General features: G+C 46.7%; 12 protein-coding genes. 6 read left to right on the plus strand and 6 right to left on the minus strand.

Features of this window, described 5'->3' with window-relative positions; genetic code table 11:
- Nucleotides 1-88 precede the first annotated feature (88 nt).
- Together NL646_RS09715 and NL646_RS09720 are read right to left on the minus strand one after the other, a co-directional pair.
- A complete protein-coding gene (locus NL646_RS09715; protein WP_005500159.1) occupies nucleotides 89-1,315 on the minus strand; it encodes a sigma-54 dependent transcriptional regulator in 1,227 nt (408 codons plus the stop codon).
- Nucleotides 1,308-3,158: an ATP-binding protein gene (locus tag NL646_RS09720; protein ID WP_253664151.1), complete on the minus strand. Its 1,851-nt coding sequence runs from the start codon at nucleotides 3,156-3,158 to the stop codon at nucleotides 1,308-1,310. The genes NL646_RS09715 and NL646_RS09720 overlap by 8 nt, the downstream gene beginning before the upstream one ends.
- Before the next feature lie 459 nt (nucleotides 3,159-3,617).
- Here NL646_RS09720 and pdxH point away from each other — a divergent pair, with 459 nt between their 5' ends.
- Nucleotides 3,618-4,253, plus strand: a complete 636-nt coding sequence (pdxH, locus tag NL646_RS09725; protein ID WP_005464858.1) for a pyridoxamine 5'-phosphate oxidase — start codon at nucleotides 3,618-3,620, stop codon at nucleotides 4,251-4,253.
- 76 nt (nucleotides 4,254-4,329) lie between these two features.
- On the opposite strand, the gene NL646_RS09730 is transcribed toward pdxH, so the two are convergent.
- Entirely contained in the window at nucleotides 4,330-5,049 is a 720-nt protein-coding gene (locus NL646_RS09730; protein ID WP_025500833.1) for a PAS domain-containing protein, read from the minus strand.
- Between the two features lie 838 nt (nucleotides 5,050-5,887).
- Between NL646_RS09730 and NL646_RS09735 the strand changes: the two genes are divergently transcribed.
- The 4 genes from NL646_RS09735 (at nucleotide 5,888) to putP (ending at nucleotide 12,568) form a co-directional block, all read left to right on the plus strand.
- On the plus strand, nucleotides 5,888-6,700 hold the full coding sequence (locus NL646_RS09735; RefSeq protein WP_005468852.1) for an AraC family transcriptional regulator: 813 nt from the start codon (nucleotides 5,888-5,890) through the stop codon (nucleotides 6,698-6,700).
- 387 nt (nucleotides 6,701-7,087) lie between these two features.
- Complete coding sequence (gene putA / locus NL646_RS09740; protein ID WP_005477456.1) at nucleotides 7,088-10,219, plus strand: bifunctional proline dehydrogenase/L-glutamate gamma-semialdehyde dehydrogenase PutA; 3,132 nt, start codon at nucleotides 7,088-7,090, stop codon at nucleotides 10,217-10,219.
- A gap of 11 nt (nucleotides 10,220-10,230) precedes the next feature.
- A complete protein-coding gene (locus NL646_RS09745; RefSeq protein ID WP_005467523.1) occupies nucleotides 10,231-10,938 on the plus strand; it encodes a 1-pyrroline-5-carboxylate dehydrogenase in 708 nt (235 codons plus the stop codon).
- Between the two features lie 136 nt (nucleotides 10,939-11,074).
- Complete coding sequence (gene putP / locus NL646_RS09750; RefSeq protein ID WP_005484781.1) at nucleotides 11,075-12,568, plus strand: sodium/proline symporter PutP; 1,494 nt, start codon at nucleotides 11,075-11,077, stop codon at nucleotides 12,566-12,568.
- Between the two features lie 75 nt (nucleotides 12,569-12,643).
- On the opposite strand, the gene NL646_RS09755 is transcribed toward putP, so the two are convergent.
- Entirely contained in the window at nucleotides 12,644-13,174 is a 531-nt protein-coding gene (locus NL646_RS09755) for a GNAT family N-acetyltransferase (RefSeq protein ID WP_005477406.1), read from the minus strand.
- Nucleotides 13,175-13,322: 148 nt separating this feature from the next.
- Here NL646_RS09755 and NL646_RS09760 point away from each other — a divergent pair, with 148 nt between their 5' ends.
- Nucleotides 13,323-13,562, plus strand: a complete 240-nt coding sequence (locus tag NL646_RS09760) for an RNA-binding protein (RefSeq protein WP_005466432.1) — start codon at nucleotides 13,323-13,325, stop codon at nucleotides 13,560-13,562.
- 90 nt (nucleotides 13,563-13,652) lie between these two features.
- On the opposite strand, the gene NL646_RS09765 is transcribed toward NL646_RS09760, so the two are convergent.
- Both NL646_RS09765 and NL646_RS09770 read right to left on the minus strand, forming a co-directional pair.
- Nucleotides 13,653-14,087: a hypothetical protein gene (locus tag NL646_RS09765; RefSeq protein ID WP_025520431.1), complete on the minus strand. Its 435-nt coding sequence runs from the start codon at nucleotides 14,085-14,087 to the stop codon at nucleotides 13,653-13,655.
- Between the two features lie 18 nt (nucleotides 14,088-14,105).
- Nucleotides 14,106-14,639, minus strand: coding sequence for a GNAT family N-acetyltransferase (locus tag NL646_RS09770; protein ID WP_253664152.1), 534 nt, complete (start codon nucleotides 14,637-14,639; stop codon nucleotides 14,106-14,108).
- Nucleotides 14,640-14,676: the final 37 nt, after the last annotated feature.

Consider the following 14,676-nt stretch of genomic DNA (forward strand, 5'->3'; position numbering starts at 1 on the left):
AAAATAAGTAACAGAGGACATTCGCTCAGGTTACCCGTCTGGCTTCAGCCCGTTCTTGCTGAAAGGCTGAAGAGATTTTGAGGTATTGCTACTGAGCCTTAAACTTCGATTTGTCCAACTGATGTTTTTTTAGTTTGTCGTACAAGGTCTTGCGTGACACCTGTAATTCTAGTTGAACCTCTTTAAGTCTGCCTCTGTGTCGCTGCAATGCATCAAATAACAGACAGTATTCAAAGTGTTCTGTGCGTTGAGTCATGCTCTGAATTTCGATGCTCTTTTCACTGTCCCAATCTTCCATGCGAAAAGTCTCAGGTTTGAGAGCGCGCAGCTCCGCAAATTGGCGCAGTTGTTTAACGTTTTCTGGCCAAGAAAGCTCTGTAATTCGGCGTACTTCGTCCAAACTGATGTGCGGTGGTTGCAGCTGATAACGGCTTGCTGCATGACGTACGAAGTGTTTGTAAAGTGGGCCAATATCTTCTTTGCGTTCATCCAGCGTTGGTAAGTGGATGAGCGTTGCGAACGTTTTAACATCGGCATCAACCTTGGTCGTCGCACCAAATACGCGCTCCAATTTCGGGTGGTTAAACAGGCATTGCCACTGTGCGAGCGAGATATGTTCTGCGCTGTGCAGGTACAAACTGCAACGATTTGAGTCTTCCGTCAGGTGTTCAATGGCTTTGTCGAGTGCATCTAGCGACAGTTCGTAAAGGTCTTCACCTGATGCTGCAATCAGCTCGCTGTCTGGTGTGGCGTGAATATCGTGAGCAAATTGCGCAGCTAATCGGCGGCCAGTGCCGTCTTGTCCCACGAAAATCAGAGGTTGGTTCGTCGGTGCGCTGATTAAGGCTCGGCGAATACTCACCATGACTTTACTGTGACCAATCATTTTTGGGCCGACATGGGTTTGCATGTCGAGCTCTTTCTTTAGCCAGATGTTTTCTTGCAACAAGTTCAGCTTATCGCTGGCGTTGTTCAGTGATTTCATCAGTTGATCGGTTGAAAATGGTTTTTCCAGAAAGTCGTACGCGCCGCTTTTCATTGCTTCGACCGCCGTTTTAACGTCGCCATGCCCAGTTAGAACGATGAATTGAAAGTGGTGATTTTTGCTCAGCAGCGTACGCATAAACTCTAAGCCATCCATGACCGGCATGTGAATATCCGTAATGATGATGGCTGGAGAATTGGCATCGATAACTCTGAGTGCTTCAACGGCATTGGGAAAGCAAGTGACTTCAATGCCCTCGATAAGTAGTGCTTGTGAAACGGCATCACGAATGTGTGGTTCGTCATCAACAAAGATAACTGCGTTATGCATGGTCGTTTTCCGTTACTGGTTTGGTGGTACTGGTGTTTGCCATCGGAACGGTGACCACAAAGGTCATGCCGCCTGACTCACCCGATTGCGTCCCTTGGTGGTTATAGGCGCTGAGCGCTCCGTGATAGCTTTCTAAAATACGTTTTGAAATGGTCAAACCCAGTCCGAGCCCTTCTGGTTTGGTGGTAAAAAACGGGTCAAAGATTTTCGCCAGTGCCTCGTCAGACATCCCCGGGCCGTTATCTGACACCAGAATATCGCAGCTCGAATCGTGGCATTGAATCGCGATGGAAATTTGTGGATCAATACAATAGCCATCCATCGCTTGCGCAGCGTTGTGGAACAGATTGATGAGCACTTGTTCTAGTTCAACGCTGTGAATGGCGAGTCTTACCTCGTGGTCGATCGTCGGTACTTTGAGCGTGACGCCTTGCTTGATCAATTTATTGCTCAATATGCTGGTGGCATTGTGCACCGCATCGTGGAGTATCGACACTTCATTATGAGATTCATGAGAAGTTTTACGGGTGAAGACTTTTAGCCTAGCAATGACCTCGGCAATGGTTTCATTCAGCGAGAGCATTTTGCTTAAGTTGTCTGCTACCATCGGGTAGCGTTCCATCGACAACAAGCGCTGGGAGTTTTCGGTGTAAGTTCTCAGCGCGGCAAGTGGTTGGTTTATCTCGTGGTTGATACTGGCAGACAACTCTCCCAGCAAAGCAAGTTTGGCGGCTTGAGTCAGCTCTTGCTGAGTTTGTCTTAGCTCTTGCTGGCTTTGTTCATACTGACGAACCGTTTGCTGCAACTTGTGGTTTGCTTCACTTAGTACAAGCGTGCGTTGCATGACTTTTTCTTCCAAGCTCACATTGAGATTGGCAAGGCGTGCCTTGTTTACCAGCATCTGAAACCATGCCAATGCGATCAGGGCAATCAGCGCGTATAAAATCAAATAGACTACATCTGCTTGCAATACTGCCGTCAGTACGGTGTGGTGATTGATTAACGCTACAACGCGAAAACCTTTATCCAACAAATGTGTCGCGTACGCGAGGTAGTTTGGTGACAGCAATAATTGGTTATCCGCAAACTCACTTTCGTCACTTTGCGCGGTAAGTTCGCCGTAATATTCGGGCAACGTGTCACCGTATTGGCGAGTTTCAGTCAGTTCATTGATGGCCGTTGGTGAGAGTGGAAACAGTGCGCGATAGCGCCAATCGGGTAGGTTGCTCATAAACACTACGTTGTGTTTGTCGGTCACCAAAACGTCTGCGCCACTTTGTGCAAGGCGCTGTTCCAACTGCTCCAAATTCACTTTTACCGTGATGACGCCGATGACATCGCCGTTCAACCATAGTGGAGAGGAAAAGAAGTAACCCCGTTTGTTAGAGCGTACTCCTAACCCCACGTATTGTGCTGGCTCACCACGACGGGCATTTTTAAAGTAAGGGCGATAACTAAAACTCGAACCGACAAACGTATCCGCCTGTTGATAGTTACTCGAAGCGATAACCAAGCCTGTTTTATCATGGACATAAATGGTATCGGCCAAACTTTGCTTCAGCCATTGCGCCAACAGTAAGTTCAGTTCTGTCGACGGTGCACCTTTCTCAACGGCTTCAAGCAAGCGTGGGTCATGGCTAAGCAAATTGGGAATTTGTTCAAACTTCGCCAGTTCGTAGTCGACTTCTTGTGAGACTTGAGCCGCTTGGCTTTTGAGTTTTTGTTGCCATTGATCGTGTTGATAGCGAGTTGCGTAGTGATGCGTAAGAGCAAGCCCTAGAATGCCGATAACAAACAACAGCAATAGAAAATGGCGCAGGGCTTTGGGATTGAGTAAGTTCACAATTAGCTCACCGGAGTTTTTAATGCCATGTTATCAAAAGGTATTAAACGATGCTGTGAGCGGTAACGTTAACTAGGAATCGAACTGCATTTTAGAAGTAGTATTCCGTACTAATAAATACGTAACGGTTGTTTGCCAAGTAAGCGATTGGTTCGTTGTGTGACATAGCGGTCAGTTTATGCTCACTTGAGGTCAAATAGTCAATCTTGTCCTGTTGGAGAGCAAACGAAGCGAAGTTATTTTGGATGACTTCATGTTACTTTTCGTCGCTTCAATCTTATCATTTGGGTGGAAAAACTTGCCCTGCCGTTGGTCTTTGGTCTCGTTAGAAGTGTTGCCGGGCCTCGCTTTTTGCCTGAACCTAGAGGTTACCATCGGTTTTTCAACATCTATGTTTGCTGTCCTTGTATTTCAGTAGCTTCGGGAGCACAATCGACAAAAACGAGTGAAGGAGTAAAGATGGAACTTGCTGATATTCGTCGTGAGTACACGAAAGGTGGCCTACGTCGTAAAGATTTGAAAGCTGATCCAATTGATCAATTCAACCTTTGGTTGGAGCAAGCGATTAAGGCGGGGTTGACTGATCCTACTGCGATGACAGTGGCGACCGTGGATGAAAACGGCATGCCATTTCAACGAATCGTTTTATTGAAAAACGTCGATAAAGATGGCTTCGTGTTTTACACCAACTTAGGTAGTCGCAAAGCGCAGCATCTTGAACATAACAGCAACATCAGCCTGCATTTCCCTTGGCATCCATTAGAGCGCCAAGTTCACATTACTGGTGTGGCTGAAAAGCTGACTGCGATGGAAAACATGAAGTATTTTACTTCCCGCCCTAAAGATAGCCAGTTGGCGGCCATTGCGAGTAAGCAAAGTAGCCGTATTTCTGCTCGTGGAGTGCTGGAAGGTAAGTTCCTTGAGCTCAAACAGAAATTTGCCAAAGGTGAAATTCCAATGCCAACATTTTGGGGCGGCTTTAGAGTTAAACCGCAAAGCATTGAGTTTTGGCAAGGCGGTGAGCATCGTCTGCATGACCGTTTCCTATTCTCTCAACACGATGGTGAATGGGATATCGACCGTCTCGCGCCATAGGGCATCTTATTTAACGCCTAACAAAACACCGCCTTTAAGGCGGTGTTTGTGTTTATAAAGATAAAGCGGCGTGGCGTTAGCGCTCTCCATTCAAAACAACAGAAAGCTGATGTTTAAGCAGCGTTTTGGGTACAACAGATCCATAGCCTGCCTCCATTGCTTTATCGATCAGCTCGTTCTTACTATTCGCTTCAAACTTGTTTCTTAGACGTGCGACGTGCCCTTCTACCGTTTTTGTGGAGATGCCCATCACTTGAGAAATAAACTGAGGTTTTTTGCCGTAAAGCAGTAAAAATAGCGTTTCTTGCTCGCGGCATGTGAGCTTTTCTGGCTTCGGGTTCAGATTCGAAAAACGGAAAATGGATTGATGGTTTATGTCTGTACCGATGGCTCGACACACCCAGTAGCCCACTTCGATCACGGCGGTGTCGGTTAACTCTCGGCCATAAAAAATGGTGCCGAGGATGTTGCCTTGTTCATCTCGCCAAGGGGTTTTCGTGAAAATATGTGCGCGCCAACGCCCGTCAGGGTAAGGATGAATATCAAGGATCTTCAACGATTCACCCGTTTCGATCACATGTTTATCTTGGCGTTGAAATTCTTGTGCGCATTCAGTGGTTGGGCTCGACATCTCGAAGTCAGTTTTACCAATGCACTCTTCTGGTGAGGCATGGCCCAATAATTCGGCGTATTCCTGATTCACATAACGGAATACCGAATCTTTATCTTTGCATCCCCAACAACCCGGTAGCTGTCGGAGGAGCGACTGTTCTATGGTATTGACTGGAATATTCACAAGAGGACTCACTACTGCTATTTAGCCCCAAGCCATCTCTCCATAAGCTGTGTTTACACCAGCATTCAGACATGACTTGGATACATTGCCTGCTTTATGCAGGTCAGTATGCTCACTTCATGGATTCTTTCGTCATCTACGCGGTGTTATTCCTTGATCATGCTTTCGGTAAATAGCACCAGATGGCACTGGGAGCGGAGAAAAATGGATCAAGAGTACTCAGCGTGGTGATTGACGTAAGGATACGGTGAGATGGCCGATATAATATCAGCTTATGCCATTGTTTTCATTTTTGAGATACAAAAAAAAGCCAGCCTGAAGACGGGCTGGCAACACAAGATATAATCTTGTCGACGTGTAGAAGAGGTTCTAAATTACATAGCGAGGGTCTGCTAAGTAAGTTAGAGGTATCAATCAGATACCGAGAGCTCAGGGTCGTATGCATCCTAGAGCTCGAGGTCTAATGTATTGAATCAGGGGCATATTAGTAAGGGGGGAAATCCCTCTATGTGGTTTATATTCAATCGATTAATGCGTTTTTAGCCATTCGCGGCAGGAATACATAGAAAAATACGAGACTTTTGTAGTGAAGATCTTTAGGAACTTAGCTTGTTGCCAATGCCCGCCTTTTCTATCTGCCCGTTTTTGTTAAGAAAGTTGGTTGTACATTGACCGTAAGTTAATCTCGCATGATCATCGTTCCGGAACTATGATCATGTGGTTGGAGTTGATCTTGTTGGTTTGATCTTGCGCGATTGGCTCCGTGGAGATTTGCAAGGCAACCGAGAAGGTATATCATGCCTCGATGTAAGCCGAACGCTTAAGATGACCGCGTGAAATGAGTGACTCAGATAACCCGAAAGCCCCACCATATAAAGAAAGTATGCTGCCAAAACCAGCAGAACTGATCACATTGCCATCTTATATGGATTGCCATGATCATGCTTACACGCAGATCGTGATTGGGTTGAAAGGTCAAGCGGAATTCGAAGTCCGTGGGCAGGGTAATTTAGTCGGTCCTGGGCAAGGTTGTGTGGTAACAGCATGCTCTGATCATGCTTTCGGCGGCGTGATTCATCAATCGGATATTTTAGTGCTGAATATGCCGAAGCCGACCAATGATGACCCTGAGATGCTTCAGAAGATCAATAACCTAGAACGTTCCCACCTTTACTTTCAACTCGATGGTCAAATTCAGAAGCTGATTCAGATGCTGGTACAGGAAATGCGTAACCATCCTGACGATCTGCTGCTTAGTCGCGCGTGTAATGACACCGTGATTGCATTGATGCAGCGCCATATCTCTGCATTTGAAACCAGCCGCAAAGATTCGCGCTTTGATCTAGAAGCAATAGACCGCTACATCGAACAACATCTCAGCCATAAGATCAGCGTTGCTCAGCTTGCGGGGCGCGTTTTCTTGGGTGAAAGCCAATTCCACAGCTTGTTTAAAGATCAGATGGGGATTACTCCGCATCAATACGTATTAGGTAAGCGCATTGATATGGCTCGTGAGCTAATCGAGCAAGGTCACCTCTCTTTAGGGCAAATCGCCGAGTTTACCGGCTTCTCAAGTCAAAGCACTTTTACTCATACCTTCACTCGATTGCAGGGACTTTCTCCCTCTCAGTATAAGAAACAGGTTGGGTAAATTTACCCAGAAAAAGACAAAACCATGCTCTTTGCATGGTTTTTTTGTACTTTTTTACCTGTGATCTATTTCTCAATTTTATAGATTTGAGGCCAAATTGACGGTTTATTGAGCGTTACGGCCTCCAATGCTCAAAAGAAGGTGTTGCTATAAGAATAATCTTATTGATATTCCTAATATTTTGTTGTGATTAAAATGCAAAAATTAAAATTTACAACACAAAATATTATCTATTTGAATGTGACTATGTGGATGTTTTGTTATAAAAGCGAGTTTTTTGCAAAAATATCGTAGTTTTTGACAAGTATTATTATCGGCCTCAAAATACACTGCCAGCCATTGATGATCCTCGAAGCGGTTTTCGAGGAGTGAGATTGAGGAACACACATGTTTACAGCTACGAACGTGTTGACACCGGAATTTATCGGGCAGCCGCTTGATAAGTTGTGGTCACTGATCTCGCCATTGTATATGGTGGACGAGTCTCAATGGCTAGAGCAATTATTGCCACTAGCGACGCCGACAACGGAAGAAAAATCGGCGATCACTAACCAAACGACCAAACTTATTGAAGCCATTCGTGCCGATAAGAAGTCAATCCAGATGATTGATGCACTTTTGCTGGAATACAGTCTCGATACTCAAGAAGGTATCTTGCTGATGTGTCTCGCAGAAGCATTAATGCGCATCCCGGATGCGGCAACCGCAGACGCGCTGATTAAAGACAAGTTAAGCGTTGCGGACTGGAAATCTCACCTGAAAAACTCAGACTCTGTTTTCGTTAACGCGTCTACATGGGGTCTAATGCTGACAGGTAAAGTGGTCGGTCTTGGTGAGCAAGGCACCCAGAGCCCAAGTCAGGCTGTAAACCGTCTGGTTAACAAATTCTCTGAACCTGTGATTCGTAAAGCCATGTATCAGGCAATGAAGATCATGGGTCACCAGTTTGTTCGCGGCCGCACGATTGAAGAAGCGCAGAAAAATGGTCGCCCGATGCGCGACAAAGGTTTCACTTACTCATTTGATATGTTGGGTGAAGCGGCGCTAACAACAGCGGATGCAAATAAATACTTCAAAGATTACCTAATGGCGATCGAAGCGGTGGGTCGCGAGACTTACGGTAACGACACCAGCCCTGCGCCTTCGGTTTCTATCAAACTTTCAGCATTGCACCCTCGCTACGAAGTGGCGAACGAAGAGCGTGTTATGACTGAGCTGTACGAAACGCTCATGCAACTACTAAAACGCGCGATTGAAGTCGACGTTGCGATCACGATTGATGCAGAAGAAGCTGATCGCCTTGAGCTGTCTCTAAAGCTGTTCGAGAAGATTTACCGCAGTGACCTCGTCAAAGGTTGGGGCAAGTTTGGTCTTGTTGTGCAAGCGTACTCGAAGCGTGCTCTACCAGTATTGGTTTGGCTCAATGCCCTTGCGAAAGAACAAGGTGACTTGATCCCACTTCGCTTGGTAAAAGGCGCGTACTGGGATAGCGAAATCAAATGGTCACAACAAGCGGGCTACGAAAACTACCCTGTGTACACACGCAAAGAAGCGACCGATGTTGCTTACCTTGCATGTGCGCGTTTCCTATTAAGCGAAGGCGTACGTGGCAATATCTTCCCGCAATTTGCCAGCCACAATGCGCACACAGTTACTGCGATTGCAGTGATGGCGCAGCATAAGGATTTTGAATTCCAACGCCTACACGGCATGGGAGATTCGCTCTACAACCACGTGATGGAGAAATACGGTCAACCTGTTCGTATTTACGCTCCTGTTGGTAGCCACGCGGATCTACTGCCTTACCTTGTTCGTCGTTTGCTAGAAAATGGCGCAAACAGCTCGTTTGTACACCGTTTGGTTGACGCGCGTTGCCCAATTTCTGAACTGACACATCACCCTGTGGATGCGCTAACCAGTTTTGCGACGCTGAATAACGATAAGATCCCAATGCCTTCAGGTATTTTCCCTGAGCGTAAAAACTCTTACGGCGTCAACATCGATATCGAAAGCGAAGCAAAACCATTTGAAGCGCAAGTTGAAAGCTTCCTAAACAATAAGTGGGTTGCGGGCCCTGTGATCAACGGTGAACGTTTTGCCGAAAGCATGATCAAGGAAAACCTCGCTGAGATCATTACCGCGCCTTACGATCGTCGTGTTGAAGTGGGTCAAGTCGCTTTTGCAACTCTTGATCATGTTTCCGCTGCGATTGAAGCGGCGCAAGCGGCATTCCCAGAATGGAAAGGCACTGCGATTGAGCAAAAAGCGAAGTGTTTAGAAACACTTGCTGACCTGATGGAAGCAAACTTGGCGGAGTTGGTGGCGATTTGTCATCAAGAAGCGGGTAAAACCATTCACGACAGCATTGATGAAGTTCGTGAAGCGGTTGATTTCTGTCGTTACTACGCAAAACAAGCGCAAAACCTACAACCATTTGAACTGGAAGGTTTCGATGGTGTGAAACGCATTTCTAGCCGTGAAGGTCTCGGTGTGTTCGTTTGTATTAGCCCTTGGAACTTCCCTCTGGCGATTTTCCTTGGTCAAGTAACCGCGGCGCTTGTTGCGGGTAACACAGTGGTTGCTAAACCGGCTGAACAAACCAGCTTGATTGCTGCTCGCGCGATTGATTTGATGCTGGAAGCTGGCTTCCCAGCTGGCGTAATTCAATTACTTCCTGGTCGCGGTGGTGAGATTGGTCATGCACTAACCTCTCACGACGCCATCGCAGGTGTCGCATTTACGGGCTCTACGGCAACGGCACAGCGCATCAACGTAACGTTGGCAGAGCGTACCGCGAAGCCAGTACCGTTTATCGCGGAAACTGGCGGCCAAAACGCCATGATCGTCGACAGTACTGCACTGCCAGAGCAGGTGGTTCGTGATGTGATTCGCTCTGCGTTTGCATCGGCGGGTCAACGCTGTTCTGCGCTTCGTGTGCTGTTTGTTCAAGAAGACGTTGCGGATCGCATCATCACCCTTATCCAAGGCGCGATGAAAGAGCTACACGTTGGCTTGCCTTACTTGCACAAAACCGATGTGGGTCCGGTTATTGACCGCAATGCGAAGCAAAAACTCCTTGCTCACCTAGAACAGATGAGCAGCACGCAGAAGAAAGTTGCGCAGCTGCAACTGGAAGAAGCGTGTCAGTATGGCGATTTTGTTGCGCCAAGTGCGTTTGAAATCTCAGGCATTGATGTTCTGAAAGAAGAGCAATTTGGTCCTATCTTGCACATTGTTCGCTTTAAAGCGTCTGAACTGCCAAACGTGGTAGAGCAGATCAACCAAACAGGTTTTGGTCTAACAATGGGCATTCACAGCCGTAACGAAACCACTTATCGCTGGATTGAAAAGCACGCTCGCGTGGGCAACTGCTACATCAACCGAGATCAAGTTGGTGCGGTTGTTGGCGTTCAGCCATTTGGTGGTCAAGGCTTGTCTGGTACAGGTCCAAAAGCTGGTGGTCCTCACTACTTGTACCGCTTTACTCAACATCTTCTTGCTCAAGCAGAGAACGCATAAGGAGTCGCATTATGGTTCATCAGATCACATATTTTAAAGATGCATTCTCTGCTTGGGAGCAGTGGAATCTGACCGATTTTGATTACAAATGCGAACATGTGTTGGCATTAAAATCTGCACTAGAAGGGCAGAATGCTGTTGTGGCAAAAGTAGTGTCTTACCACTTGCAACAAGCGTCTGCACTGCTTGCAGAACCTCATCAGTTAGTGGGCCCTACGGGAGAAACTAACGAGCTGTACGCGGCTGGTCGTGGTGTGGCTTTGGTGATTTGTGAAAACAACATCGAAAACACTGAAAACGCGCTGTACAGCACTTTTGCAATGATCACCTGTGCCCTCATCGCAGGTAACAGTGTTGTGATTTGCAGCGACAATGCCGAGCTAAACCGACTGGTTGAGCAAGCGGTATCGTCAACAAACTTCCCATCTAACTTAGTCCAAGTAGTTGCGTACGATGCGTCTGCCCCGTTGCTAGAAAGCGATGTACGTAGTGTGGGTTATGTTGGGCATTCTCAGGTTGAGCATGCGCTCAATCTTCAATTGGCTAAGCGCGATGGTGCTATCGTTGGCTTAGTTTCTGAAACGGATTTGGAGTCACCAAAACTGGCTCACGATCCGCATCTCTCGTTGCGCTTTATTACTGAGCGTACTCGAACGATAAATATTACAGCGGTGGGTGGTAACGCGACTCTACTCGAGTTGGGGAACGAAACTCACTAACCTGACTTGTGACACCAATTTGAAATAACCAGCCTGAGAGCTTGTTCAGATTGGTGTCTCTTGCTTTGACGTATTGCTGCGATGGCAAAATGTCAGAGAAGACAAGGAAGGAAATAATTATAACGAGGACTATCAAATGATAGAAAATAGCTTTGCTATCACGTCCACTTTTGTGGCGTATTTAATAATTATGGTTGCCATTGGCGTTTACGCGTATAAGAGGACTTCCAATTCATCTGACTACTTCCTAGGTGGCCGTAGCCTAGGTCCGTGGCCTGCTGCATTATCTGCAGGTGCATCAGACATGAGTGGCTGGCTTCTACTAGGTTTGCCAGGTTACGCGTATGCAGCCGGTATCGAGGCATTTTGGCTAGCAGGCGGTCTACTTGCTGGTACATGGGCTAACTGGTTCATCAGTGCAAAACGTCTGCGTACTTACAGCATCCAAACTGACGCGTTAACATTGCCAGAGTTCCTGTCACGTCGTTTCAACGACAAATCAAAACTGATTCAGACCATCTCTGCGTTTTTCATTCTTCTATTCTTCCTTTTCTACACCAGCTCAGGTTTGGTTGCAGGGGGCAAACTGTTTGAAACCGTATTCGGCCTTGATTACAGCATTGCAGTAGTTATTGGTACAGTTTGTGTGGTTTCTTACACACTGTTCGGTGGTTTCTTAGCGGTATCTTGGACTGACTTAGTGCAAGGCCTATTGATGGCAGCAGCACTGATGATCGTTCCGATTGCTGTTATGGACGGTGGTTTTGGCCAACTGTCTTCAGACATGCACAACATCAACCCAGAACTACTGACGTTGTGGAACGATGTGAAAGGTGAGCCTCTGTCAGCTATCGCGATTATCTCGCTAGCGGCATGGGGTCTTGGCTACTTTGGTCAGCCACACATCCTAGCGCGTTTCAAAGCATCACGTTCAAACAAAGACCTAACTACAGCGCGTCGTATCGCTGTGGGTTGGACTGCGCTTTCAATGGCAGGTGCAATGCTAGTGGGTCTTGTTGGTCTGGTATGGGTGACTGGCCACCCTGGTACGCAACTAGAAGATGGTGAGAAAATCTTTATGTTGCTTGTGAACACCGTATTCCACCCAGTGGTTGCTGGTATCCTACTAGCAGCAATCCTAGCGGCAGTAATGAGTACAGCGGATTCACAGCTTCTGGTATCTTCGTCTGCACTAGCAGAAGACTTCTACAAGCAAGTGATCAAACCTGATGCTTCTTCAGAAGAAGTGGTGATGATTGGCCGTGTGGGCGTTATCGTGATTTCTTTGATTGCATTGTTCCTAGCAATGACACCAGATAGCTCTGTGCTAGGCCTTGTATCTTACGCTTGGGCGGGCTTCGGCGCGGCATTTGGCCCTGCAGTAGTACTTAGCCTGTACTGGAGCGGTATGAACCGTAACGGCGCACTAGCGGGCATCCTAGTGGGTGGCGTGACCATCGTAGTTTGGAAACAGCTAACTGGCGGTTGGTTCGACGTTTACGAAATCGTACCGGGCATCATCTTCTCAACACTGGCTATCGTGTTGGTTAGCAAGATGACTGGCGGTGCAGGTCAAGAAGTTCTAGACCAACACCAAGAGTACAAGCAGAAGTTGGTTGATCTAGACTAACCACTGCAAAGATGACAAAAGCCCGCGAATATCGCGGGCTTTTTTATTGTATTCAAATCGGTTTAGCTAAGCGGCTTACTCGCGGATTTTTGAGTAAATCACGGTGTTACTCAGCTCTCCCGATGTGGTAAGACGTTCGTTTCTGAGTTCGCCTTCAAACTCATAACCACAGCGCTCGGCTACAGCACGGCTCTTTTGGTTGGTGCTATCAGCATGAATTGCGATTCTCTTGGCACCCAAATCATCAAACGCATAGCGCTCAACTTCGAGCACAGCCTCGGCAACATAACCATTGCCAACGGCTGCATCATCTAACCAATAACCTATCTCAAAGGATGGTACGTCGGGATCTCGAATCATCAAACCGACCGCACCCAGTAAGCGATCGCTTTCCTTTTCAATGATGTAGTAACGCAGCTCTTCTTCGAAGTTTTCAAAGTTTGCGATGGCTTTCTCTGTCCCTTCTATCATCGCTTCTAATGTCAGCACATGAGGCACCCACGGCAGATAGACTTCGAGAGTCTTTTGGCTGCGAACGACAGCTTGATGCGCCTCTTCGGCTCGTTCTAAACAAGCGGGGATGAGTTTGAGACGTTTCGTTTCCATGCTGGCTATCCTATGGGTGAAAAATGAACGGAAAATCATTTAAACAGATGTACTTAGAATGATCTAGTCACCGCCGTCATATTATTCACTTGGTTTGCCAGAGAGAAACTGAGAGAATCGAACCGTTATCAAACCAACTAGGTTCATTATGAAACTTTTAGTAAGAAACTTGGCTCGTCACATGACCGAGCAAGATATCCGCAAATTATTCTCAGCGTACGGCAAAGTAGAACTGTGTTCGCTAGTGCTTGATCAAGAAACGGGTTTGTCGAAAGGCTTCGGTTTTGTCATCATGCCGGACGAAGCAGAAGCAATTTCTGCTCTTGAAGCACTGAATTTGACGAACGTAGAAAAAAGCAAAATTCGCGTGAAAGTCGCACAAGACTAACACAGAGAAAAGCCAGCGTAATTGCTGGCTTTTTTGTCTTTCTATTTAGAGACCAAATTGGAAACTTCTGGAATATCTTCTTTTTTTGCTTTAACGACGTTGATCATCAATCCTCTTTTCAAGTTGTTTCATTAAATCCTTTAACTGCAGAGAATCGAAATTGTCAGAATTCGGCACTTGGTAAGAGTCGTTGACTGTGTAGATCATCAAACTTTGGCTGGAGAAGGACTCTTTCTGTATTTGGACTCTGACAATGTCATCAAGAGGTAGACGGAAGTAAACCGTTGAGCCCTGGCTGTACTTCAAGGCGCTAGTGCTTGCATCGATATATAGCGTTTTAGGATTGAACGCGCGGCGCGTGAAGTACGTTGAGATCAGTTTAAATCCTACTATCGTGAGTGCTAAGAGTCCAAACTCGACGAGCTTGTCTGCTAGGTAGGAAAAATAGAACAGCGACAACGATACCGTTCCCAGCAATAAAGGGTTGTTCTTGGGCAGATTTTGTGAAGTTTCATGGATGATCATCCGACATATCCCTCGACTTTATTCAGAAGCGACGAACGTGAGTTGGTAGATACACACCTTTCGTTCTTTGCCTTGCATGCGCAATGTTTTGTCACCGACGTAAGGGATCTTTAGTTTTTGGATCACCGATTTAGAACGCAGATTGTCCACCAAATGCATCACGGTTATTCCGTTTAACTCAAAGTGCATTCGAGCAAATTCGAGTAAGGCTTTGGAGGCCTCGAATGCATAGCCTTTCCCCCAATGTGGCACGCCAACCCAGTAGCCTAATGTTCCGTACCCCTCTTCGATACGCGGTAAACTCACCGCACCAAGTAACTCCCCAGTGTTTCGCAAGGTAATAGCGTACGCCACGCCTTGATGCTGCTGATACATCGGATCGTGCCTACCTATCCATGCTTGCGCCATCGGTAGCTCATAAGGATGTGGGATGTTTGCTGTCATGTCGGCAATTCGCTTATCTCCAGCGAGTAAAGCCACTTGTTGGCAGTCACCGATATTGAATGGCCGGAGGACGAGTCTTTCGGTAGTGAGAGTCGGTTGTATCGTCATGCATTTCTTCCTTGATGAGACGGCTGTTGTTGCTAGC

The organism is Vibrio sp. Y20_XG_PY13 (genome assembly GCF_024181925.1).
GTDB classification, from domain to species: Bacteria; Pseudomonadota; Gammaproteobacteria; order Enterobacterales; family Vibrionaceae; genus Vibrio; species Vibrio parahaemolyticus.

Bases quoted from the DNA above. Each gene is read 5' to 3' on its own strand.
- NL646_RS09735 (WP_005468852.1), top strand. From the start codon at position 5,888: ATGAGTGACTCAGATAACCCGAAAGCCCCACCATATAAAGAAAGTATG.
- NL646_RS09760 (WP_005466432.1), top strand. From the start codon at position 13,323: ATGAAACTTTTAGTAAGAAACTTGGCTCGTCACATGACCGAGCAAGAT.
- putA (WP_005477456.1), top strand. From the start codon at position 7,088: ATGTTTACAGCTACGAACGTGTTGACACCGGAATTTATCGGGCAGCCG.
- putP (WP_005484781.1), top strand. From the start codon at position 11,075: ATGATAGAAAATAGCTTTGCTATCACGTCCACTTTTGTGGCGTATTTA.
- NL646_RS09765 (WP_025520431.1), bottom strand. From the start codon at position 14,087: ATGATCATCCATGAAACTTCACAAAATCTGCCCAAGAACAACCCTTTA.
- NL646_RS09755 (WP_005477406.1), bottom strand. From the start codon at position 13,174: ATGGAAACGAAACGTCTCAAACTCATCCCCGCTTGTTTAGAACGAGCC.
- NL646_RS09745 (WP_005467523.1), top strand. From the start codon at position 10,231: ATGGTTCATCAGATCACATATTTTAAAGATGCATTCTCTGCTTGGGAG.
- NL646_RS09770 (WP_253664152.1), bottom strand. From the start codon at position 14,639: ATGACGATACAACCGACTCTCACTACCGAAAGACTCGTCCTCCGGCCA.
- pdxH (WP_005464858.1), top strand. From the start codon at position 3,618: ATGGAACTTGCTGATATTCGTCGTGAGTACACGAAAGGTGGCCTACGT.
- NL646_RS09715 (WP_005500159.1), bottom strand. From the start codon at position 1,315: ATGCATAACGCAGTTATCTTTGTTGATGACGAACCACACATTCGTGAT.